Raw genomic sequence first — 18,352 nt, forward strand, 5'->3', positions numbered from 1 at the left:
CCTGTGCCGGAGAGGTCATCAGAGAAAAGAGATGACGGCAACAGGAGTGACCTTTCATGCAGATTTCCCAACAGGCCCTTCAGGACATCAAGGACGTTGCCGGACTGGCCGGTGGGGTCTTCGGTTTTCTCTCCCTGGTCTTCGCCTTTACGTGCCTGCCGAGCTTTCTGGCGGGCCCGGTGCCCCATCATTATCTCGCCTCCGCCTCCCACATCACCCACGGTCGGGGCTGAAGCCTCCACGTCTCCGAACGCCCCCAGGCCCCGCCATCGTGCGGGGCTTTTTAATATCTGATCCGAGGAAAATATCCCATGATCGTCACTTTCGACCGCGCGCTGATCGAGCGCCTTCTCGCCCATGCCGAGGCCGCGTCCGAGCGCCGTGCCACGCTGACGCAGCTCTTTGACAAGAGGCTGCGCAAGCCCGGGCACGGCGCGCGCGAATGGGGCCGTCAGGACGACGTCGATCCTGCAAAGATCCCTGCGGGTCTGTGGCTGGTTGGAGATCACGGGATCTACATGATGTCGAACGGGCTTCCCCTTCTGCCGTCCGATGACGGTCAGAAGCCCAATCTGTGCGCGTATGCACGCGAAGCGGACCCGGCACAGAACGCGGGCAGGGCTCATGACGTCAAACGCCAGGCTTTTGGCGGGGATGACGGATGCGAGTTCCTGGAGGCGACGCTTGTGCGGCAGGCCCTCAGGCAGGCCTCAGGCGACACACTGCGCATGACCATCACCCCGGAAACCCTCGAATTTCAGGCCTGACCGGCCGTCCTTGAAATCCTTCAGGAGAAGAAGAATGTCCGATGCTACGCCTGACACGGTGTCTGCGGGTCCGCGGTCGCGCGACCAGATCTGGGCCTCGGCCGTGGCTGTGGCGGCTGACAGCGTGGAGCAGCTGAGACGCTGCGACGTCGACCGCGTCGTCTCCCTTGTGGACGCGGCGGATCGCACCGCACTGACGGGCTGGCTGATCGCGCGGCGGCCCGATCTTGCCAGCACTGTCGCGGAGGCTCTGTCCGCGCTCGCGCAGGAGGCCACCGCATGAGCCTGCTGTTGCCACACCTGCGGCGCGTCCGCATTGAGGCCGATGGCCTGACGGCCACCCAGTGGAGCTCACCGCAGGACAAGGCGAAACTGGCCAATGCAATCCTCGCCTTTGTTGCGAAGGGATTGCCGGAGGAGGGGTTCAGCAAGGCGCTGTACCAGCGCGTCAGCCAGATGTGGGGGTTTATCGCCTGCTTTAACCGGAACGGCTTTGCGGGCCGGTATTTCAGCTCGACGCAGGGGCGTCTCGCCTTCCTCGATCAGATCATCGCGCGTGGCGGGATCGGCGATCCCGCCTGGACCTGGTCAGACGTGGAAAGCCGGATCGCGGCTCTTCTGGTCGAGCATCAGGTGCTGGACCTGTACCGCGCTGAACTGCGCCAGGAGACTGTCCGAGGCGAACAGGCGCTGTTGCGCAGGCTGATCGACCGTCACGGCGTGCCGGCCGATCATGCAGGCCGCATCTCACTGGCTCCGGCGTTGGCTGCGACCCTGTCCCGGCAGCAGCCTGTTCAGATGGGTCTGCTCTGACACGTTGCGCTGTCCGTGACGGCGCAGGAGTCCGGATCGTCGATCAGTCCCTGAACGACCTCCCATCCGCCCAGAATATTCTGGGCCGTCTCCCAGGCGACGATCTCGGCGCGCAGCGCCTGCGCAAGATCGTCATAGATGCCGTCGCGCTGCGGATCTTCGATCTCGCGCCGCTCCGCCTTTTCCGTGAGGGACCGTGCGTCGGAAACCCGGGCGAGTGCCCGACCGACCAGAAGTGTCAGCCAGTCAGACGCCATGCGCTGACGACCCTCCCGCGTGTCGGGCAAGGGGGTGGCTCCGAAAATCTGTCGCGCCCTCTCGCGTCCGAACGCGCGGAGGCGCTCAACCTGTCGGGGCGGTGTCACGGCCCGGATTTCGGCAAGCGACCGCAACTGCGTCTCGGGCAGGATTGCGTCGGTGAGCGCGTCCAGGGTCGGTGCACGACGCCGCTCCTGCGGAAAGCGGATCACCGTGGCGGTCTGATCTGTCTGTGCACTCATCGGTGTCCTCCTGTCGTTGTGCGGCAAGCGTAAAGCGCGCCACAGATAAAAGTCAACAAAAACAATAAGATACCGTCCTCATTCGGCCCTCGCGAAAACCTCCGGGGGCAGAAAAGAGAAGCGCGGGAAAGAGAAAGAGGAGGGAGGGAAGGAAGGGGCTCTCATGGGGCAGGCGTCGCAGCAAGGGTGCGTCGCTCCGCTCCCGGCGCACAGCGCCGCCCTTGCTACGCCGCCCGCCCCACGAGGCTGCCGATCGGGAACGACATAAACCGAGAGAGGCAGAGCATGTCCAAGCGCAGGAAAACAGATCTGACAGCAGCCCGTAAAAAGGCAGAGGTCTTTGGGCCGGATACGGTTCTCTTCGCAGATCTTCAGATTGACGAGACGTTTTGCATGGCCGGTGCGGAGTTGTCAGGCGTGTACCGCAAAGTGCGCCGCAATCATTACCGGCATAACGGAATGCTCTGTTTTGCGAGTGACGGCATGGCCGTAAAGCGCGCCCCCCTGCCTCGGACCGGGGACTGAGATCAGGACCGCTGATCCTCTCCTTCCTCCACTGACATCAGGGCCGCAGCGCGGCCCGCATCCGGTCAATAAACACAAGAAAGGAACCGCGTCGTGCAGGTCCAGACCATCACAGCTCCGTCCTGTCTCCTTCCCGTGCTTGAGGCGCCCGTCTTTCACCGCGCCGTCTCGGCAGGCCAGACCATTGGCCGCGCACGGCGCTTTTACGCGGAAGCCGATCATCTGGCTGATGACGCGGATGACGATCGTCTTGGGGCGGCGTTACGCGCCGCACTGCGCCGTGATGCCAGCGCCGCCCATCGTTCGGCGCGCCGTACTCTGCTGAGTGTCTCCCATTGACAGCCGCGAGCCTGCACTCACAACAGACCGTGTCATCCTGGCATGCGCAACACAGGCGTCCGGGAGGAAAGGGAATGGCGATGCGACATCACAGAGCGGGGCTTGCCCTGAGCGCCCTGTTCTGGGCATCCGCAAGCCAGGCGGCACCGGCTGGGTGTGCCGACTTCGGCGGAGACGGCCAGCTTCCGGTCCTGACAAAGGAGGCTCTGGGGCAGCAGACCGTCCTTCTGTGCAATGACGCCTTTGCTGTCCTGCACTCGGGACTCAGTCATGGCCCCCTGTGGACGGCAGAGCACCTGACCGAGGAAGACCTGGAACGCAGCATGCAGATCGGCCGGGTTGTCCGGTTCTTTCATGCCGATCCGCGTCTGTCTTTCGAGGACCGGGCCGAGCTGAGCGATTACCGCGCGTCGGATTATGATCGCGGCCATATGGCCTGTTCGGGCGATGAGCCAAGCCGTCGTGCCCAGGAGCAGAGCTTTGCGCTGTCCAATGTTGTCCCCCAGACCCCGGAACTGAATGAAGGCATCTGGACGGGCGTGGAAATGGCCGTGCGCGGGCTCGCACGGCGCGAGGGCGAGCTTTACGTCGTGACCGGTCCTGTCTTCAGCTCCCCGAGGAAGACAATCGGCTGGCATCGGATCTCCGTGCCGTGGGCGACATGGAAGGCTGTTTACGATCCTGCCGAAGATGCAGCGGGGGCGTATTTCTGCCTGAACAATGCCCAACCAACCTGTACGATCATCAGCATCGGCGCCCTGACGCAGGCCACGGGTGTCGATCCGTTCCCGTCGTTGCCAGACGACATCCGGCAGACGGCCATGGCCCTGCCTCATCCCCGGCAAACCCCCTATGCCGTCAGGACTCAGGCCGATCCGGAACGGGCGACTGCGGAGGCCAGGCCATGACTTTCTTTCCGTTTGAAGAGGGGAGCGCGCGCCTGCAGATCGATGATCTGGCGATCGAAAATGGCGCAGAGTGCATCGCCGTGTCCGGGCGCCTTGAAATCCGAAGGGACCGGATCGGTTTGCAGGACATTCATGCGTTGAAGGCGCACATCGACGCCATTGCCCGCGAGCTTGAAGGATCGGCCCATCTGCCGGACCGCGCGCGGGGTGCTCGACAGGGCGGCGTGATGCCCGGTGCCTTTGCGGATCGGGACTGTGCCTGAAGGTGTGGGAGCGTCTGGCGGGGAAGGTCTGGAGTGCCACAAGCCTCACTCCGGACAAGACGACCTTCCACCCCAGCTTCCTCCGCGCCCTTCGGTTGCTCCGTGCAGCCGGGTCCCCTGAGAAGGCATCCTGTCCTGCGTTACGTTTGTGACGGACCTGGCAGTGTCGGGACGAAAGGCGTCGCTGCGCTTGCTTTCGCCCCTTTTGCCTCCGGCATGGGTCGAACGAAAGGCTTGTTTAAGTATTCGTTAAGTTTGTGGAGACAATGTTTGTATATGGGAAAGTCACGGCAAATAACAACCGAGAAGACCGCAGTAAACAGCCGTTTTTCCTTGCAATACTTACGGATTTTTCCTAAATTAAACCCAGATCACAGGGGCGTTGAGGCCGGTTCTGACCGTTGCGCCGTCCCGAAACGAAAAGGATGACGATCATGGCACGCTTTGAGCCGTTCAGACTGTCTGATGACGACCGGACCGACATTGTCAAAGGCGTCTCCTGTGCTCTGCTGCTTGAGCGCCATGGCTATCTTCTCGACAAGCCCGAAAGCACGCGGAACGCTCTGAAATACCGTGCGGGCAAGGGCGAGACGATTATCGTCAACCATGAAGGCCGTGGCTGGTGGGATACGGGATCGGACGAAAAGGGGGATGTGTTCTCCCTGATCCAGCGCCTGACGCCCGGTCTGAAGTTTCGCGACGCCTGCCGTGAGCTGGGTCAGCTGGTGGGCCTTGAACCGAAGGGGGCAGAATACGTCCGCGAGCGTCAAGCTAAAACGCCAGACGTTGCCCCGGCTGAGCGCTGGCAGGCCAAGAAGGAACTGACATCCGGCACGAAGGTGTGGGCGTACCTCACCGAGGAGCGCGGCCTTCCGGAGTGGGTGCTGCGTCGGGCCATCATGACCGGCTGCATCCGGGATGGCTATCACGCCGCCTGGTTCTGCCACCGGGATGCCGCGGGGGCCATCTGTGGTGCGGAACTGCGCGGTCCGGACACGCATATCTGCCTGTCGGGTACGGTCAAAACGCTTTTCCGGTTCCAGCCCGGCCTTGGCCGCACGGTCCGTCGGCTGGTGGTGAGTGAATCCGCCATTGATGCCCTGTCCTACGCCGCCCTCGACAGCGAGCGCACGCGCGAAACCCTGTACTGCTCGACCGCAGGTGGCATGGGGCCGGAGACGGTCGAAGCCCTCACGGCCGAACTGACTGAGATGGCAAAAGATCCGGCAGCCGTTCTGGTGGCCGCAACCGATAATGATGACGCCGGCAACCGCTATGCCGCGCGCCTGGCAGAGCTGGGCCGTGAAGCCGGTGTCCGTGTGATCCGCCGTATTCCCCACGGGGGCTGCAAAGATTTCAACGACGCCCTGAAGACTGTTGTGGCCGCCGCCCGCGCCGCCTGAGGAGAGACTGATGACGAATGACAAGGCACGACGGGAAATGGAGGCTCTGTTTCCCGGCCACGAAAAAAATGACGCCCTGAGAGCGGCCTTTCTGGCGCACCCGGATGCGGACCACTCTCTGCGCCTGATGCCAGACCTCGGATGTCGCATCCCCTGGGCTCTGGTGGAATACGGTCCTGAGATGGAGCGGGGTCAGGGTCTCGTGGTTGGTGGACGCTGGAGTGCGGCAGGCTGGGATCTGTCCGGACGCATCGTCCTGTTTGTTCAGTCTCCGACCGGAAGCAGTGGGTTCCTGACCTGCCAGGCGGGGGAGCAGCAGCTTGTCCTGATTGGCACCGTTCCCGGAAGCACGCGTCATCCTGACCGTCCGGATGCCGTGACACTTCTGGGACATGTCGCAGAACTGACCGCCGCCTGGCATGCCGATGCCGAGACGACCCGCGTCTGGCATACCTGGGCCCTGCTCCATAATCAGCCGCCCTTCCCGCAGACTTATGTCGAGATCGCGTTCGGCGGCGACGTGCTGCGCGGTCTCATGGTTGGAGGAACGGTCCTGGCGGACGGGACGTGGGATTTCGGGCAGGAGTTTGACCTGATGGTCGAGCCGGACGTGATCCTGAGCCTTGATGGTCGCCGTGCGACGCGGTGCGAGGTTCTTCATGGCACCCGGGAGCAGGGACGTGGTCGTGGATAATCATCTCTCCGGACTGACTCCCTCCCAGGCAGAGGCCGCGCGTCAGACTGGGCCCGTTGTTGTTCTCGCGGGTGCCGGGACTGGCAAGACCAGGACGCTGGTGGCCGGGATCGTCGACCGTGTCGTCAAACGTCGCATGGCGCCGGATCGCATTCTGGCCGTGACGTTCACCAACAAGGCGGCCGGGGAGATGAAGACCCGCATCGCGGCGGCCCTGAATATCGCTCAGGCGCCGTACTGGGTGGGCACCTTCCATGCGCACGGGCGTCGCCAGCTGCGCACCGATCCTGATATTGCCGGGCTGCGTCCGGGGTTCGACGTCTGTGACAGCGAAGACAGCACGAAGATCGTGCGCAGGCTTCTGGAAAAGGCGATTGAAGCAGGCGTCATGAATGCCGATGACGGAGAGACGTTTCGCAAGCGTGTGAAATCCGTCAGCTCGCGCATCGCCATGCTCAAGGAAAACATGGTGCTTCCCCCGGATGCCGTGGCCTGGGTCGAGGGACGGATTGCGACGGATGCCATCACCGAAGGCGATGACATCATGGTCTGGCGGGATGCGGCCGTGCTCTATCCTGCCTATCAGGCGATGCTGCGCGAAAGCAATCGCGCGGATTTTGCAGACCTTCTGCTGTGGCCTACCGTGACCATGCTCCGCGACGAACGCTACAGACGGGACTGGGCGGACCGGTTTGACTGCGTGCTGGCCGATGAGTTCCAGGACGTTAACCGGCTCCAGTTTCTCTGGCTGAAATGCCTGTCCAAAGACCACAACGAGCTCTTCGTTGTCGGCGACGATGCGCAGTCGATTTACGGCTGGCGTGGGGCCAATGTCCGGATTATCCGAAGCTTTCTCAAGGAGTTTCCGACCGGACGCATGATTGCCCTGGAGCAGAACTTCCGCTCGACCGGTCATATTCTGTCGGCGGCCAACGCGGTCATTTCTCACGACACGAGCCGTCTGGAGAAGACCCTGTATACCGCGTCCGGAGATGGGGAGCCAGTGGATATTCTGCGGCACACTGGCAGCCAGGACGAGGCCTCCGGAATTGCCGCCGAGATTGGACGTCGTGCCCTGGAAGGTGTGCCTTACGAGGACATGGCGGTGCTCTATCGCTTCAACCATCTCTCCCGGCTGCTGGAAGAGTCTCTGCTGCGCGCAAAGATCCCGTATGAGCTGGTCAATGATACCGCCTTCTGGCAGCGCGCGGTGGTCAAGGACGCGCTGGCCTTCCTGCGTCTGACATGTTTTCCGTATGAGCGGCAGTCAGACGAAGCCTTTCGGCGGATCGTCAATCAGCCCGCCCGGGGGATCGGGGCGAAAGCCATGGCAAAATTCGAGCAGGTCGCGGACGAGGAGGCGATCTCGCTGTACGAGGCGGCGGAGCGCACTGTGCAGGGCCGCACCGGGAAGGCTGCTGACAAGCTGCGTGGCTTCCTGGACGTGATTCTGAAAGGAGCCCGCAGCGACGAGCCCAGTCTGGGGGAGCGTCTGAGGGTTCTGGTCGAAGAGAGCGGGTATCTCGCGATGCACCAGGCGGCCGGGGAGGATGGGCGCACGGCGCTGGAAAACCTGCATGAGCTTCTGTCGCTCGCCAACGAGTTCAGCTCGGTAGAAGAGCTGTTCGACCATGCGGCCCTCGGGTCGGAAAGCCGGGACGATGACAGTGTCGGCCGGGTGAAGCTGATGACCATTCATGGGTCAAAGGGTCTGGAGTTCGGGCATGTCTTTCTGATCGGCTGGGAAGACACGCTGTTTCCGTCGCGAACGAACAGTGACCCGGCGGAGGAACGTCGACTGGCTTATGTCGCACTCACCCGCGGCCGCCAGCGCGTCAGTGTGTCCTGGTGCGAGTTTCGTCGGGGCGAGCAGGCCAACCCGAGCTGCTTCATCGACGAGATCCCGCTCCAGGCGCGGCGGGATGGCTGGGGGCGGGATCTCAAGCGCCGTCCTGCATTCCAACGGGGATCGGTCTACAATCGGCAGGCTCAGAGAGAGGCGATGGGCTTTTGACCATCAAGGCGTCTGGCTGTGCCACACGCAGGAACTCAGGGCCGTTCATTACACCTGTTAAAGCGACGGCAAACGGCCCGCGAAGCCTCGTTGAAGTGGGCAGAGTGGGCCTCTCAGGTCCTTAAGGAGCAGCTCGCAGCTCGGCCAGAGACTGCTGCAAGCCGTCACCGGGTCCTATGCTGCTTGTCTCAGGAACCGCATACTGAGATCATGGAAGAAATGATATTGATCATGATCGTCGCAGAGCAGCCGATCAGGCACGTATAATTTTCGGGATGAGTATATCGAATGCGTATTTTCAGAGGTTTGTTTTTGGTGACATTACAACTCGCATCCGGGCTTACAGCAGCGGCAGCATCAGATACGACGGTCTTCGTACCGTCGACCCCGTGCTCGACTTACCTGGACTATGCGAGCAGGGACACACCATCTCCTAATACGCCGGAAGCGCGAAACAGAGTGATCTCGGCAATGACTATGATGAAGCCGTATATGACGGAGTTCGCCTCGCTGCATCTGGGTCAGATGGAAATGCTCATGGGGCAGATTACGCAGAGCTTCTTTATCAGGGTGGAGATTGAATGCCACAGGCATCCCGATCAGCCCTTGTCGGAAGTCATCCGAAAGGTTGGCAATGGCATTGTTGATAACGTGAATGCGAGTTTAGCCCAATCAGGAGATAAGACGCATCTTCCCTATCCGGCCTTGTGAGCGGCTCCGACGGATCATCAGACGTTTCGGGTGGAGGCGAAACGGACGTGCTGCCTTCGCCCTTGCGTGCGATGGGATGGATGGGCGCGTAGGGGGCGATCCCGGCCCGTGGTCCTCACAGAACGTTGTGTCTTGGAGTTTCATTTCATGAAGAAGTCGCGTAATGGCCTCGGCGCTTTGGCACTGGGAATTTCTATAGGGGTTGTGTTTGGCCTCTTGATTGGCAAGCCGGTTCTCGGAGTGTCCATGGGTATTGCATTCGGCCTCTTGATTCCTATTCTACGCTCAGGAAGACATCGGGATCGTTAGGACAAAGCGCCCTGGCACAGGGTTGTGTCGTGTAAACCATGGAAGCTGGTGCTGATGACTGGCGTCCCGATCTACGCCTATTGGCACCTCCCGAACTAGTCTGCCTGAACCGCACTCACAAACGCCTTCGTCATACTGCCCGGTATGACCGAGCAACTCATATCTTCAAAGCAGGCTGCCCTGTCCAGGGCACTCTCTTTTCCCTCCCTGAACTCTCCATGGATGCTCGGCAGCATGGTTTTCGCGGGGACACTGGTCCTCGGGTTCGGCTGGATGGTCTTTCCCTTCGATATCCAGATGGTCTGGACCATGTTTGCACAGGCCATCCTGTTCTCACTGGCTCTCAGCGTCCTCGGAATGGATCTGCGGCGCCTTTGGAAGACGAAAGCCTTCATGCCGCGGTGGTACGTCCCGGTGTTCGTCCCCGTCTGGGTGGCGATTGGTCTGGCTGATTTGCAGAAGGCTTCTGAGTGCATGCGGATGGCAGGTCAGCTGTGAGGCGGTCTCACCGCACTCACAACCGGACGTGGCAGGCTGTGTGCACGATGACAGCAGACAGGGCAACACAGTGAAGATCGGCGGCAACCAACCCAAAGCGCGGGTTTTCCGCAAACTGAATGCAGAGACACAACGTGAGGCCTATCGGTCTGTCCTTCAGCACGTTCGGACCTGCCTGAACCGTGGGCCGTACAACGTTCTCGAACTTCGCGCGAACCTCACCCCCGAGCAGGCGGGCGCTCTGCCCGAGGCCCTGGTTACGCTTGCAAAAGCGGGAGAAATCGCAGCCCTGGGGCACAGTGTTTATGCCCGCGTGCCGTGGATGCCTGCGACAAGAACTGTTGTGACGTCGCCCATCCATGACCTCGTCTTTGCGTCCCTGACCGAGCACGAAACCGCTGGGGAAATTGCACCCTGGCTTGGCCTGAAAATCGCGGTTGTGCGTGACGCGCTCGAGGACCTGGAGCAGGCAGGACTGATCGAAGAACGACTGGATCCGCGCCGCCCCAACCGTTACCGGATTGTCTCGCCGCATATGGCCAAACACATCCGTCAGGGGGCACAGGACAGGACGTTTACCGATATCGCCCGGCATGGCTGAGGCATGAGGGAGGCGTCGCGCTTGCGGGTTATCCCCCAAACCAGTGGACAGCGCTGTGGGCAACCGCGGGCAGGACATGTGGATTCACGCTCCGTTCGTCCCGGGCACAGGCGTGCAGCGCTGTCCATCGCGGGCGAGCTCTCCGTCATCGGCTGGGGTGCGCGTCAGGCGTCCCGCCGATCTGGCGTCTCCAAGGACAGGATCCTGCGCTGGCAATCAGGGCAGGGTATTCCTGACCCGGACTTTCTCAAGTGGCTCGCGGCCCTTGGGATGCTGCACCGTCGACTGAGTCATCCACTGGCCCGGGCTGTGCCTCCAGCGGGGAACAGACCTCCGCTGAATGGCTACGCGATGACCAGTGCCCTTATCACCATTGGCTGGTCCGAACGCACGCTTGCAGAGCGTCTCGGCGAACACCGGACGGCGCTTCGCCGCCTCATTGAGGAACAGGGACATCTCCCGGAGCGGCAGTCCCGCTGGCTCGAAGCGCTGGCAGACGGGCATCGCGATCTGCCACGCCCCCTCTCTCCCATCTGCGTCTCACCCGATCTCTGAGAGGTTGACCATGTTGCAACGCGTATCATTTCCTGAAGACGGCCAGGACAATCAGGGTGTCATCGCAGGTGGCATTGCCGCCGACCGGCTGCGGTCCATTATTGAGCGGGTCGAGCGCCTGGAAGAAGAGCGCAAGGCGCTGAGTGGTGACATCAGGGACATCTTTGCCGAAGCCAAGTCAGCCGGGTTCGACGTCAAGGTCATCCGCACGATTATCCGGCTGCGCAAGCAGGAGCCCGCGGAGGTCGAGGCTCAGGAAACCCTTTTGCAGATCTACCGCCGTGCCTTGGGAATGTGACCGAATGCAAGATGCTCCACCGCGCCGACGTATCGCCGAGACGGCAGGAGAGATCCTGGTCTGCTGGCCGAGTGTGGGACTGCTTCTCTTTGCGTTTGTGGTTCCCAGGCTTGGCGCTGTCATGGGCCCCGTTTTCATGCTCGGTGGCTGTCTGGCAACCATGACGGGACCGGGTGTCCCCGAAATCGGCGAAGACGGGCGCGACTACGGTCTCGAGCGCAGGCGCGGTATAGTTTTTGCCAGCCTCGGCCTGGTGCTCTGCCTGCTCTCTCTGTCTCGTCTTTTGCCGGATGGGTATTGAGCGTGCCTGCACCTTTCTTCGTGGACTGGACTCCAACGCTCATCACCAGTGTCCGCTATACCTCCACTCTGGGATCCTCTCACTCTGTTGGGAGGATACAGCGTCGGGTCTGTGGCCCCAGATGTCTGATCGGGGTCAGCCTGTTTCTTCTGACGAACGCCGCGGATGGATTTCTTGGCCTGGATCAGTTTGCCGGACAGGGACCCTGGCATCTGTCCGGACTGGGTCAACCGGTTCTGATGCTGTCGTTCTGGCAGTGGACGCTTCTGGCCTGCATCACACTGGCTCTTGTGAAACTCGCTGAAAAGACTTCCGGGATCCTGACTGGGCGCGGGCAGGGGCGGGCGGCCAGGATACGGCTCCTCGTCACCTGCGTGGCCCTGGCACTCGGCGGCCTCGCCCGCAGCCTGATCCATCCGGGATGACCGGACTCACATTGCCCTCTCCTAAAGTGATCCTACACAACCGGCAGAGGAAAGATGCCTGAACTGCAGACGCTCCTGAAAGAAGTGGTGAAACTGCCTGCGTCCTATCGGCGGCAAGGCGCGCCTCTGGCGTCCCTTCTGGCACAGGTTGCCAAAGGGGATGACGGGCATGGCCAGAGGGTCGGGCGCCTTGCTGGCCTGCTCGGCTATCTGGCGAAAACTGGCCTGTCGTCCAGCGCCCTTGAACTGGCAGGCCGCCTGCACGACGCGGGCAAACTGCTCCTGCCAGACAGCCTCCTGAAACATCCGGGCATGTTTAACGACAGGCAGATGCTGGTGATGCGGCAGCATCCCTCGCTTGGCCTTGGAGCACTGTTTCATCTGTCAGCCGATATCCCGACCCTCGTTCATGAGGCGGTGCTCCTGCACCACGAACGCCATGACGGAGAGGGCTATCCCTTCGGGTTGAAGGGCAAAGCCATCCCTCTGGCCGCCCGCATTATCGGCCTTGCGGATGTGATCGATGCCCTGCTGTCTGCGCGGGCCTACAAAGGTGGATGGTCGGCCCGTCAGGTGAAGGCCTTTCTTCAGGAGCAGGCAGGCGGCGCATTTGATCCTGACCTGGTCAGTCTCGCGCTCGCCTCTTTTGATGACTTGCTCGCCATTCGCCGCAGCATTGCGCAGCCCGTTCAGGGGTATCAGCCCATCCCCGGCCAGTCCCCCGTTTCTTCCCGTACCCTCAGCTTTCGGAACGACCTGCCATGATGCCTCTCCCACTTCCGCCCGCAGCTCACACCGCGCCGTCCGGACCGTCACCCCTGAAACTTCTGGCAGACGTCGCAGATCGTCTTTTTGCAGAAAACCGGACAGAGGACGGGCTGTGTGTGATTGAAGCTCTTTATCTTCAGGCAGACGCTGTACTTTCCGGTAGCCATAGACCGGATGATCAACAGGAGGGTTGAGGCGCGCTGCATGAGAAGATGGGCGTACGGTCTCTGATGACAGGAGAAAGGCGCAGCCTGCGAGCCTGAAAGCCTGCTTTCCGCGGTCGATTTTATTAGCGGAGCCCCTCCTATCCATGTTATATAAAAGTATAACGAGGAGAAACTCATGACGACGTCCAGTCTCAGAAAGCTCGGTGGCTCCATCGTGCTGACGGTTCCACCAGCCCTGCTCGGTCTTCTCGACCTCAAAGCCGGTGAGAAGGTCGAACTTGACGTGGAGAATGGCGCCCTCGTCGTGCGGCCCAGGCGCAGGCCACACTACACGATGGCAGAGCTGCTGGCCGTGTCGGAGTATCCGGCTGAGCCGGACGCTGAAAGCCGCGACTGGGCTGCTGGCGGGGCCACCGGGCGGGAGATCCTGTGAGGCGCGGTGAGATCTGGGTTGTTTCTCTCGATCCCACCAAAGGACACGAGCAACAGGGCTCGCGCCCGGTGCTGATCGTCTCCCCTGACAGCTTCAACCGCGCGACCGGCCTGCCGGTTGTCGTCCCAATCACCAGCGGCGGGGGCTTCGCAAGACGGCTCGGCTTCGCCGTGCCGCTCGAAGGTCTGAAGACCACAGGCATTGTGAGGTGTGACCAGCCCCGTGTCATTGACCTCAGGGCCCGCGGCGGCCGAATGGTGGAGGAACTGTCCGGCCATCTGCTGGACGACGTCCTCGCCCGTCTCGCCACGCTCTTCGAATAGCGTCTGGCAGAGAGACGTCTGAATGATTCTCACGCGTCCCGTTCGGAGTGGCTGATCAGATGTCATCAGGGCAGGAGGCCGCGTGGAGGCGAACCATCATGTTTGTGGCCTCGAGAACAGTTCTGGACAGCGTTTTCATCTGTGAATGAAGAATCTCCTGTCTGGCCAGGGTGTCTGCAAACATCGCTCCGATATCTTCGACATATGTCTGGATGATTTCCAGAGTGTCCTCCTGGGAGCGGGCCAAGCTCTCCCAGTCAGTTGGGTCCTCGGTTCTGGAGCGAGGGAATCCCGGTGGAGAGAGGTGTTGAGACTGGTTGTCGAGCGACAGTCGTGTCTCTTTGAGACCCATGGGCCAGTGCTCAAGGCAGAATGAGATCCCCGCCAGCAGAGAGGCCGGCAGGGACAGAAGCAGCTCGGTATCTGGAAGGTGAAGGTCTCCCGTTTCCGGAAAGCCGGTATAAAACATGTGCTGACGGTACCATGTCTCCCGGCCTCCCATGTTTTCGAGTGTTTCACGCCAGAGGTTCAGAGCGGCTTCCACCTGCTGATATGCCTCCTGACTATGGACCTGCGCCTCATACACGCGGCTCCACAGATGATGGGTTCCGACTGCGGGCATCCAGTCGTCCAGTCTGAAAGGTTCGCCATCGAGAAGAGGTGTACTGCCAAGGACGAATGCTCCCTGAGACAGGATGCAGCAATAGGCAACAATCCGGGTGCCGCGCCATTCTCCCCGTGAAGCGAGAGCCTGCTTCAGGAGGACAGGGAACAGCACCTTTCTGGTGCGGGCGCTGTAACTGGTCCATTCGCGCGTCTGTAACGCCAGAGGCGCAAGGGGATCAACGATGATCCCGGGGTCGTTCAGGGTGCGAAGCCGCACGCCGTGTCTGGACAGGTGGTAGGCCCAGAGAAAAACCAGATCATTCGGGGGCGCATCCCCGATCGTGAAGGCGTGCAGGTCATAACGCTGAAAGGATCCTACAGACCGGAAAAGCGTCCTTATGCGCTTGAGGTAGGTTGGCATCCTGCGGACAAGGCTCTGCCCGACACAGGCGGTCCCGTCTTCAAAAAGCAGGCACACGATCAGGCGGAGTTCGTCGTGGGGATGACAGTCAGAACGGGCTGATCTGGAAACGCGATAGTGCATGGAAATCCCGGGTCATGAAGAGCGGATCTCCGTATTCTGCCGTGGCGTCTTGTGAGTGCGTTTTGCATGCTGGAACGGATGACGGGCGGGGCGCCTCGGAGAGGTCGGCGGCAGGACGGCAGGATGAGGAGATGGGCTGCAACACGCTGTCCGGAGGGGCAGAGGGCGCGCAAGAAGAGGCATGTGCGCAAAGGAAATGAGAGCCCAGCCACAGGCCGTCCGGCCGCCACAATGGTTCGGCCGCACGCGGCCCGCGCCCTGGAGGGCGCGCCATTGTCCCGTCCAACCGTCTGCGCCTGCGGGAAAGCATCCAGAAAATGAAAAAGGATGTTCCCCATGGCGACTCACGTCACAACCGTCTTCACGCTCACCGGCCCGCAGGACCGTCTGCGCCAGATCGCCAGAGAGCGCGCCTACCGGACCTGCGCACCCGAACAAATGACGTGGGAGGATGAAACAACACTTGTGATGACCCTCGAAAGCGGGATCGGGACGTCATTTCTTGGTCATGGGCTGGGGCTGTCTGACGAGTATCCAGACGTCAGCATCCGGGGCATGGAGTATTTCGACTGCTTCGATGATCCGGGCTTTGCCAAATGGCAGGGCGGTCAGCTTGCCTATGAGGCGGATCTCATCACCGTCTTCGGAATCCTGTTTCCGACCGACGCCTCAAAAGACTGGCCGGGCTGTAGCGCCAGCTTCTGGCACAGGTCTCCGCCTCTCACGGCAGCCATAGCCGAGAACTGTCCGGACTTTGACCTGATGCCGCTGCGGAAACTGGCAGGGCCAGCGCCCGGATGGGTTCAGACCTCGGATGGCTTCGCCACCCTCTTCCTTCGATTGCCCTCAACACCCGATGCACAGGACGGTCTCGGCGTGATTTTCTATCCGGGGATCGGCAGGAGTACCCTCGTGACAGGCATCGACCGTTTCGGCGGCGTGGCCCGGTTCCGGCGTCAGGCTTATGGACAGATCAGCGCACAGTGTCCCGAACTGCGTGCTGTCCTGCGGGACTGCTGGAAGGCTGATGAGAAGAAAAGGCGCAAGGCCCGTCAAAAACGCAAGGTTCTGAGAAGGAAGACGAGGAAGGCGGGCCGGGAAGGGAAGAATAGTCTTTTTCATCTCTTCGACACGGACCCGTGGGTGGTTTGAAGGGCAGAAGAAAAGAAGGATCGGGGCGGCCCTGAAGGGTTCGTTCACCCTATTCCGCTAGGCTCCTGCGTCGCCAAGCTCCACCGAGCCACAGGGTCCAGCCGCCCTTGGTCGGGCGTCTGGCCCCTGCGTCTCGGCCCTTTCGGGTAACGGTTCACCCGCATTCTTTTCCGATGACGGACGGTGTTGGTCTGGGGGATCTGTTCGTGAGACGGCTCCTCAACCTCCCCGGCCAGTCCTGCGGACCGTCCGGGGAGGCACGTTACAGGGAGGCGGCCTCGCATCCAGCGTTCAGTCTGGCAGTCGCCGTGCCAGTCCGTAAAGCCACTGCGCGACCCTCGGCGGCAGGTGTCAGGCCCGCGTCTGCTGCACGGCCGCACGCGACCCCGCATCAGCCGCAAGCCTGCCCCCCTTGCTCAGGACGCTCCGGGCCTGACGGCCTGTCCCGTCGCCCGTCTTGGCCAGTGGCAGGATGGGCTCAGGAAAACGCCACCTCCCTTCCACTCTCGTCGCCGTCAATGTGCTCGCCGCACGGGCAGGATGGGTCTAGGAAAACATCAAATACTCATTGAGTAATCAACAAGTAAAACCGCTTTTTCTTGGGCTTTATTTCCTCGGAAATGGCGGTTTTCTGCCGTTTTTCGTTGACTGAGACCAAGTAAAAACCTAATATCTATTCATGGACAGAGGCAATAGCGCCGAACAAGTCCAGTCGATACGTTCCCTAATTCTTGGAGGCTCTCATGGCTGGTTCCGTTAACAAAGTCATTCTCGTTGGCAACCTTGGTAAAGACCCGGAAGTCCGCAATATGCAGTCCGGGTCCAAGGTCGTGAGCTTTACACTCGCCACGTCTGAGACTTGGAATGACCGCCAGAGCGGCGAACGCCGTGAGCGCACCGAATGGCACCGTGTCGTCATTTTCAATGAGCGTCTGGGGGACGTCGCGGAGCGCTTCCTCCGTAAAGGTCGCAAGGTCTATCTCGAAGGCGAACTGCGCACCCGCAAATGGACCGATCAGGGCGGTCAGGAGCATTACACGACAGAAGTTGTCGTTGACCGGTTCAAGGGTGAACTGGTTCTGCTGGATAGCAACCGCGGAAGCGAAGGAGGCGGCTGGGGCCAGTCGGATGAGGAACGGGACGATCAGGCGCCATTCTAAGGTACGCAGTTCACTGCACGGTCCTGCCAAAGGACCGTCCCCGTTCACTCTCCTCACAGGAACCGGCGCTATGACCACCGAAGAGACTTTTCCATGATGCTGCCGACACTGCCTCCCAGACCTCCCACTTCAACGCAGCACACAACCGAGCGCGTGAAGCTTTTCGCGAGCGGCTGCCAGAGCCTTGCGCTGGCAATCCTCGGGGCGGGGATTGTGGCTCCGCTCTTCACGGGAGCGGCCGTTCCAATGTGGCAGCGTCTGGCAGCCGCGCTCGCCGCCGCCGCTTTTGAAATTGCCGCGTGGACGCTTCTGGGCTATATTCCGAACACTGAGGTCACGCCAACGGAGACCGAACATGATGAATGAGTTTTTCCCAAACCTGCTGATGATGCTCGCCGCGTTTGCAGGTGGCTGCGCTCTTTTCGGCTGGATTGCTAGCCGGTTACTCCCGACCGCCAGACCACGACAGAAGCGGCATAGTCCTTCCTGACAAAACGACACAGGCGGCCTCCGGGCCGCTTTTTTTTGTCCGCTCGTTTAGTTCAATCAGACGGACGCGCCTCGCCGGCGCGAGTTTTGATGCCCCCAGTGCTCGCCCCCCACAGGGGGGGGCTGCGCCAGGACAGGGGAAAGGGCTAGACTGTGCCCATGTCACGAAACAACGCGATCCGCATCGGCGCTCTGGTCATTCAGGCGGCTGTTCTTCTCCTGATCTGGCAGGGATTTCTGCATCCAACCCGGGGAGGTCTGCTGGTGCTTGCCGTCGGGTTTGTGGCGTTCTTTCTCACGCGGGACTCTTCAGGCAGAAATCAGGGCCATAGGTAAAAAAAGCAAAAGAGGGATCGGGGCGGCCCTGGCGGGTTCGTTCACCCTATCTCACTAGGCTCCTGCGTCGCCAAGTTCGACCGAGCCACAGGGTCCAGCCGCCCTCAACCGGGCGTCTGGACCCTGCGTCTCGGCCCGTCCGGGTAACGGTTCACCCGCGTTCTTTTCCCTGAACGGACGGTCCTGGTCTGGGGGATCTGTTCGTGAGACGGCTCCTCAACCTCCCCGGCCAGTCCTTCGGACCGTCCGGGGAGGCACGTTACAGGGAGGCGGCCTCGCATCCAGCGTTCAGTCTGACAGGCGACGGGACAGGCCGTAAAGCCACTGCGCGACCCTCGGCGGCAGGTGTCAGGCCCGCGTCTGCTGCAGGGCCGCACGCGACCCCGCATCAGCCGCAGGCCTGCCCCCCTTGCTCAGGACGCTCCGGGCTTGACGGCCTGTCCCGTCGCC

The 18,352-nt window shown here is 61.5% G+C and carries 29 protein-coding genes and 2 pseudogenes; 28 read left to right on the forward strand and 3 right to left on the reverse strand.

All coding sequences use genetic code 11. The features are described 5' to 3' along the window. The first annotated feature begins 56 nt into the window (after positions 1-56). The 4 genes from R5H23_RS15370 to R5H23_RS15385 all read left to right on the forward strand — a co-directional run bounded on the left by R5H23_RS15370 (position 57) and on the right by R5H23_RS15385 (position 1,580). A complete protein-coding gene (locus R5H23_RS15370; RefSeq protein ID WP_211501719.1) occupies positions 57-233 on the forward strand; it encodes a hypothetical protein in 177 nt (58 codons plus the stop codon). A gap of 78 nt (positions 234-311) precedes the next feature. After that, positions 312-767 carry a DUF3085 domain-containing protein gene (locus R5H23_RS15375; RefSeq protein ID WP_010505045.1) on the forward strand — a complete coding sequence of 152 codons (456 nt, stop codon included), beginning with the start codon at positions 312-314 and terminating at the stop codon, positions 765-767. A 34-nt stretch (positions 768-801) separates the two neighbouring features. After that, entirely contained in the window at positions 802-1,050 is a 249-nt protein-coding gene (locus R5H23_RS15380; RefSeq protein ID WP_211501718.1) for a hypothetical protein, read from the forward strand. After that, on the forward strand, positions 1,047-1,580 hold the full coding sequence (locus R5H23_RS15385) for a hypothetical protein (protein ID WP_211501717.1): 534 nt from the start codon (positions 1,047-1,049) through the stop codon (positions 1,578-1,580). Before R5H23_RS15380 ends, R5H23_RS15385 begins: the two co-directional genes overlap by 4 nt. On the opposite strand, the gene R5H23_RS15390 is transcribed toward R5H23_RS15385, so the two are convergent. Continuing rightward, positions 1,562-2,080, reverse strand: a complete 519-nt coding sequence (locus R5H23_RS15390) for a hypothetical protein (RefSeq protein WP_010505051.1) — start codon at positions 2,078-2,080, stop codon at positions 1,562-1,564. The genes R5H23_RS15385 and R5H23_RS15390 overlap by 19 nt on opposite strands. Before the next feature lie 285 nt (positions 2,081-2,365). On the opposite strand from R5H23_RS15390, the gene R5H23_RS15395 reads away from it, so the two are divergent. The 19 genes from R5H23_RS15395 (at position 2,366) to R5H23_RS15485 (ending at position 13,615) form a co-directional block, all read left to right on the forward strand. Further along, entirely contained in the window at positions 2,366-2,605 is a 240-nt protein-coding gene (locus tag R5H23_RS15395) for a hypothetical protein (protein ID WP_023945887.1), read from the forward strand. A gap of 93 nt (positions 2,606-2,698) precedes the next feature. Further along, positions 2,699-2,944, forward strand: coding sequence for a hypothetical protein (locus tag R5H23_RS15400; protein ID WP_317215950.1), 246 nt, complete (start codon positions 2,699-2,701; stop codon positions 2,942-2,944). Positions 2,945-3,018: 74 nt separating this feature from the next. Next, on the forward strand, positions 3,019-3,852 hold the full coding sequence (locus tag R5H23_RS15405) for a DNA/RNA non-specific endonuclease (RefSeq protein ID WP_317215951.1): 834 nt from the start codon (positions 3,019-3,021) through the stop codon (positions 3,850-3,852). Then, positions 3,849-4,115 (forward strand): hypothetical protein, encoded by a 267-nt coding sequence (locus R5H23_RS15410; RefSeq protein ID WP_317215952.1) that lies wholly within the window; start codon positions 3,849-3,851, stop codon positions 4,113-4,115. The genes R5H23_RS15405 and R5H23_RS15410 overlap by 4 nt, the downstream gene beginning before the upstream one ends. Positions 4,116-4,549: 434 nt before the next feature. After that, the gene (locus R5H23_RS15415) at positions 4,550-5,518 is read left to right on the forward strand and encodes a DUF3991 and toprim domain-containing protein (protein WP_317215953.1); all 969 of its coding nucleotides are present in this window, start codon (positions 4,550-4,552) and stop codon (positions 5,516-5,518) included. Positions 5,519-5,528: 10 nt separating this feature from the next. Further along, entirely contained in the window at positions 5,529-6,212 is a 684-nt protein-coding gene (locus tag R5H23_RS15420) for a hypothetical protein (RefSeq protein ID WP_317215954.1), read from the forward strand. Next, positions 6,205-8,226, forward strand: a complete 2,022-nt coding sequence (locus R5H23_RS15425) for a UvrD-helicase domain-containing protein (protein WP_317215955.1) — start codon at positions 6,205-6,207, stop codon at positions 8,224-8,226. The genes R5H23_RS15420 and R5H23_RS15425 overlap by 8 nt, the downstream gene beginning before the upstream one ends. A gap of 288 nt (positions 8,227-8,514) precedes the next feature. Continuing rightward, on the forward strand, positions 8,515-8,937 hold the full coding sequence (locus tag R5H23_RS15430; protein WP_317215956.1) for a hypothetical protein: 423 nt from the start codon (positions 8,515-8,517) through the stop codon (positions 8,935-8,937). 147 nt (positions 8,938-9,084) lie between these two features. Then, positions 9,085-9,246, forward strand: a complete 162-nt coding sequence (locus R5H23_RS15435; protein WP_317215957.1) for a hypothetical protein — start codon at positions 9,085-9,087, stop codon at positions 9,244-9,246. Positions 9,247-9,480: 234 nt separating this feature from the next. Further along, the gene (locus R5H23_RS15440) at positions 9,481-9,744 is read left to right on the forward strand and encodes a hypothetical protein (RefSeq protein ID WP_317215958.1); all 264 of its coding nucleotides are present in this window, start codon (positions 9,481-9,483) and stop codon (positions 9,742-9,744) included. A 40-nt stretch (positions 9,745-9,784) separates the two neighbouring features. Further along, positions 9,785-10,345 carry a hypothetical protein gene (locus tag R5H23_RS15445; RefSeq protein WP_317215959.1) on the forward strand — a complete coding sequence of 187 codons (561 nt, stop codon included), beginning with the start codon at positions 9,785-9,787 and terminating at the stop codon, positions 10,343-10,345. Between the two features lie 78 nt (positions 10,346-10,423). Further along, complete coding sequence (locus R5H23_RS15450) at positions 10,424-10,900, forward strand: transcriptional regulator (RefSeq protein ID WP_317215960.1); 477 nt, start codon at positions 10,424-10,426, stop codon at positions 10,898-10,900. A gap of 10 nt (positions 10,901-10,910) precedes the next feature. Then, entirely contained in the window at positions 10,911-11,198 is a 288-nt protein-coding gene (locus R5H23_RS15455; protein ID WP_062022226.1) for a DUF2312 domain-containing protein, read from the forward strand. A gap of 4 nt (positions 11,199-11,202) precedes the next feature. Then, positions 11,203-11,499 (forward strand): hypothetical protein, encoded by a 297-nt coding sequence (locus R5H23_RS15460; protein WP_317215961.1) that lies wholly within the window; start codon positions 11,203-11,205, stop codon positions 11,497-11,499. 2 nt (positions 11,500-11,501) lie between these two features. Further along, a complete protein-coding gene (locus R5H23_RS15465) occupies positions 11,502-11,924 on the forward strand; it encodes a hypothetical protein (protein WP_317215962.1) in 423 nt (140 codons plus the stop codon). A gap of 54 nt (positions 11,925-11,978) precedes the next feature. Next, complete coding sequence (locus tag R5H23_RS15470; RefSeq protein WP_317215963.1) at positions 11,979-12,689, forward strand: HD domain-containing phosphohydrolase; 711 nt, start codon at positions 11,979-11,981, stop codon at positions 12,687-12,689. Continuing rightward, positions 12,686-12,886, forward strand: a complete 201-nt coding sequence (locus R5H23_RS15475) for a hypothetical protein (RefSeq protein ID WP_317215964.1) — start codon at positions 12,686-12,688, stop codon at positions 12,884-12,886. The genes R5H23_RS15470 and R5H23_RS15475 overlap by 4 nt, the downstream gene beginning before the upstream one ends. A gap of 148 nt (positions 12,887-13,034) precedes the next feature. Beyond that, complete coding sequence (locus R5H23_RS15480) at positions 13,035-13,292, forward strand: AbrB/MazE/SpoVT family DNA-binding domain-containing protein (RefSeq protein WP_317215965.1); 258 nt, start codon at positions 13,035-13,037, stop codon at positions 13,290-13,292. Beyond that, a complete protein-coding gene (locus tag R5H23_RS15485; protein ID WP_317215966.1) occupies positions 13,289-13,615 on the forward strand; it encodes a type II toxin-antitoxin system PemK/MazF family toxin in 327 nt (108 codons plus the stop codon). Before R5H23_RS15480 ends, R5H23_RS15485 begins: the two co-directional genes overlap by 4 nt. Before the next feature lie 55 nt (positions 13,616-13,670). Here R5H23_RS15485 and R5H23_RS15490 read toward each other — a convergent pair whose 3' ends face one another. Further along, positions 13,671-14,765 carry a hypothetical protein gene (locus tag R5H23_RS15490; protein ID WP_317215967.1) on the reverse strand — a complete coding sequence of 365 codons (1,095 nt, stop codon included), beginning with the start codon at positions 14,763-14,765 and terminating at the stop codon, positions 13,671-13,673. A 336-nt stretch (positions 14,766-15,101) separates the two neighbouring features. Between R5H23_RS15490 and R5H23_RS15495 the strand changes: the two genes are divergently transcribed. Next, positions 15,102-15,917, forward strand: coding sequence for a hypothetical protein (locus R5H23_RS15495; protein ID WP_317215968.1), 816 nt, complete (start codon positions 15,102-15,104; stop codon positions 15,915-15,917). Positions 15,918-16,268: 351 nt separating this feature from the next. Here R5H23_RS15495 and R5H23_RS15500 read toward each other — a convergent pair whose 3' ends face one another. After that, entirely contained in the window at positions 16,269-16,421 is a 153-nt protein-coding gene (locus tag R5H23_RS15500) for a hypothetical protein (RefSeq protein WP_317215969.1), read from the reverse strand. Between the two features lie 239 nt (positions 16,422-16,660). Here R5H23_RS15500 and ssb point away from each other — a divergent pair. The 4 genes and pseudogenes from ssb to R5H23_RS15520 all read left to right on the forward strand — a co-directional run. After that, a pseudogene (gene ssb, locus R5H23_RS15505) lies at positions 16,661-17,038 on the forward strand (single-stranded DNA-binding protein); the annotation flags it as partial. 132 nt (positions 17,039-17,170) lie between these two features. After that, positions 17,171-17,443, forward strand: a complete 273-nt coding sequence (locus tag R5H23_RS15510) for a hypothetical protein (protein WP_024717183.1) — start codon at positions 17,171-17,173, stop codon at positions 17,441-17,443. Between the two features lie 282 nt (positions 17,444-17,725). Then, a complete protein-coding gene (locus tag R5H23_RS15515; RefSeq protein ID WP_202208850.1) occupies positions 17,726-17,902 on the forward strand; it encodes a hypothetical protein in 177 nt (58 codons plus the stop codon). A 203-nt stretch (positions 17,903-18,105) separates the two neighbouring features. After that, a pseudogene (locus R5H23_RS15520) lies at positions 18,106-18,352 on the forward strand (hypothetical protein); the annotation flags it as partial.

This window comes from Gluconobacter sp. GP1 (assembly GCF_032913585.1).
Taxonomy (GTDB): Bacteria; Pseudomonadota; Alphaproteobacteria; order Acetobacterales; family Acetobacteraceae; genus Gluconobacter; species Gluconobacter cerinus.

What these genes read in the sequence shown, in the direction of transcription:
- R5H23_RS15370 (WP_211501719.1), top strand. Translation starts at nt 57, where the DNA reads ATGCAGATTTCCCAACAGGCCCTTCAGGACATCAAGGACGTTGCCGGA.
- R5H23_RS15375 (WP_010505045.1), top strand. Translation starts at nt 312, where the DNA reads ATGATCGTCACTTTCGACCGCGCGCTGATCGAGCGCCTTCTCGCCCAT.
- R5H23_RS15380 (WP_211501718.1), top strand. Translation starts at nt 802, where the DNA reads ATGTCCGATGCTACGCCTGACACGGTGTCTGCGGGTCCGCGGTCGCGC.
- R5H23_RS15385 (WP_211501717.1), top strand. Translation starts at nt 1,047, where the DNA reads ATGAGCCTGCTGTTGCCACACCTGCGGCGCGTCCGCATTGAGGCCGAT.
- R5H23_RS15390 (WP_010505051.1), bottom strand. Translation starts at nt 2,080, where the DNA reads ATGAGTGCACAGACAGATCAGACCGCCACGGTGATCCGCTTTCCGCAG.
- R5H23_RS15395 (WP_023945887.1), top strand. Translation starts at nt 2,366, where the DNA reads ATGTCCAAGCGCAGGAAAACAGATCTGACAGCAGCCCGTAAAAAGGCA.
- R5H23_RS15405 (WP_317215951.1), top strand. Translation starts at nt 3,019, where the DNA reads ATGGCGATGCGACATCACAGAGCGGGGCTTGCCCTGAGCGCCCTGTTC.
- R5H23_RS15410 (WP_317215952.1), top strand. Translation starts at nt 3,849, where the DNA reads ATGACTTTCTTTCCGTTTGAAGAGGGGAGCGCGCGCCTGCAGATCGAT.
- R5H23_RS15415 (WP_317215953.1), top strand. Translation starts at nt 4,550, where the DNA reads ATGGCACGCTTTGAGCCGTTCAGACTGTCTGATGACGACCGGACCGAC.
- R5H23_RS15420 (WP_317215954.1), top strand. Translation starts at nt 5,529, where the DNA reads ATGACGAATGACAAGGCACGACGGGAAATGGAGGCTCTGTTTCCCGGC.
- R5H23_RS15430 (WP_317215956.1), top strand. Translation starts at nt 8,515, where the DNA reads ATGCGTATTTTCAGAGGTTTGTTTTTGGTGACATTACAACTCGCATCC.
- R5H23_RS15435 (WP_317215957.1), top strand. Translation starts at nt 9,085, where the DNA reads ATGAAGAAGTCGCGTAATGGCCTCGGCGCTTTGGCACTGGGAATTTCT.
- R5H23_RS15440 (WP_317215958.1), top strand. Translation starts at nt 9,481, where the DNA reads ATGGTTTTCGCGGGGACACTGGTCCTCGGGTTCGGCTGGATGGTCTTT.
- R5H23_RS15455 (WP_062022226.1), top strand. Translation starts at nt 10,911, where the DNA reads ATGTTGCAACGCGTATCATTTCCTGAAGACGGCCAGGACAATCAGGGT.
- R5H23_RS15460 (WP_317215961.1), top strand. Translation starts at nt 11,203, where the DNA reads ATGCAAGATGCTCCACCGCGCCGACGTATCGCCGAGACGGCAGGAGAG.
- R5H23_RS15470 (WP_317215963.1), top strand. Translation starts at nt 11,979, where the DNA reads ATGCCTGAACTGCAGACGCTCCTGAAAGAAGTGGTGAAACTGCCTGCG.
- R5H23_RS15475 (WP_317215964.1), top strand. Translation starts at nt 12,686, where the DNA reads ATGATGCCTCTCCCACTTCCGCCCGCAGCTCACACCGCGCCGTCCGGA.
- R5H23_RS15480 (WP_317215965.1), top strand. Translation starts at nt 13,035, where the DNA reads ATGACGACGTCCAGTCTCAGAAAGCTCGGTGGCTCCATCGTGCTGACG.
- R5H23_RS15490 (WP_317215967.1), bottom strand. Translation starts at nt 14,765, where the DNA reads ATGCACTATCGCGTTTCCAGATCAGCCCGTTCTGACTGTCATCCCCAC.
- R5H23_RS15495 (WP_317215968.1), top strand. Translation starts at nt 15,102, where the DNA reads ATGGCGACTCACGTCACAACCGTCTTCACGCTCACCGGCCCGCAGGAC.
- R5H23_RS15510 (WP_024717183.1), top strand. Translation starts at nt 17,171, where the DNA reads ATGATGCTGCCGACACTGCCTCCCAGACCTCCCACTTCAACGCAGCAC.
- R5H23_RS15515 (WP_202208850.1), top strand. Translation starts at nt 17,726, where the DNA reads ATGTCACGAAACAACGCGATCCGCATCGGCGCTCTGGTCATTCAGGCG.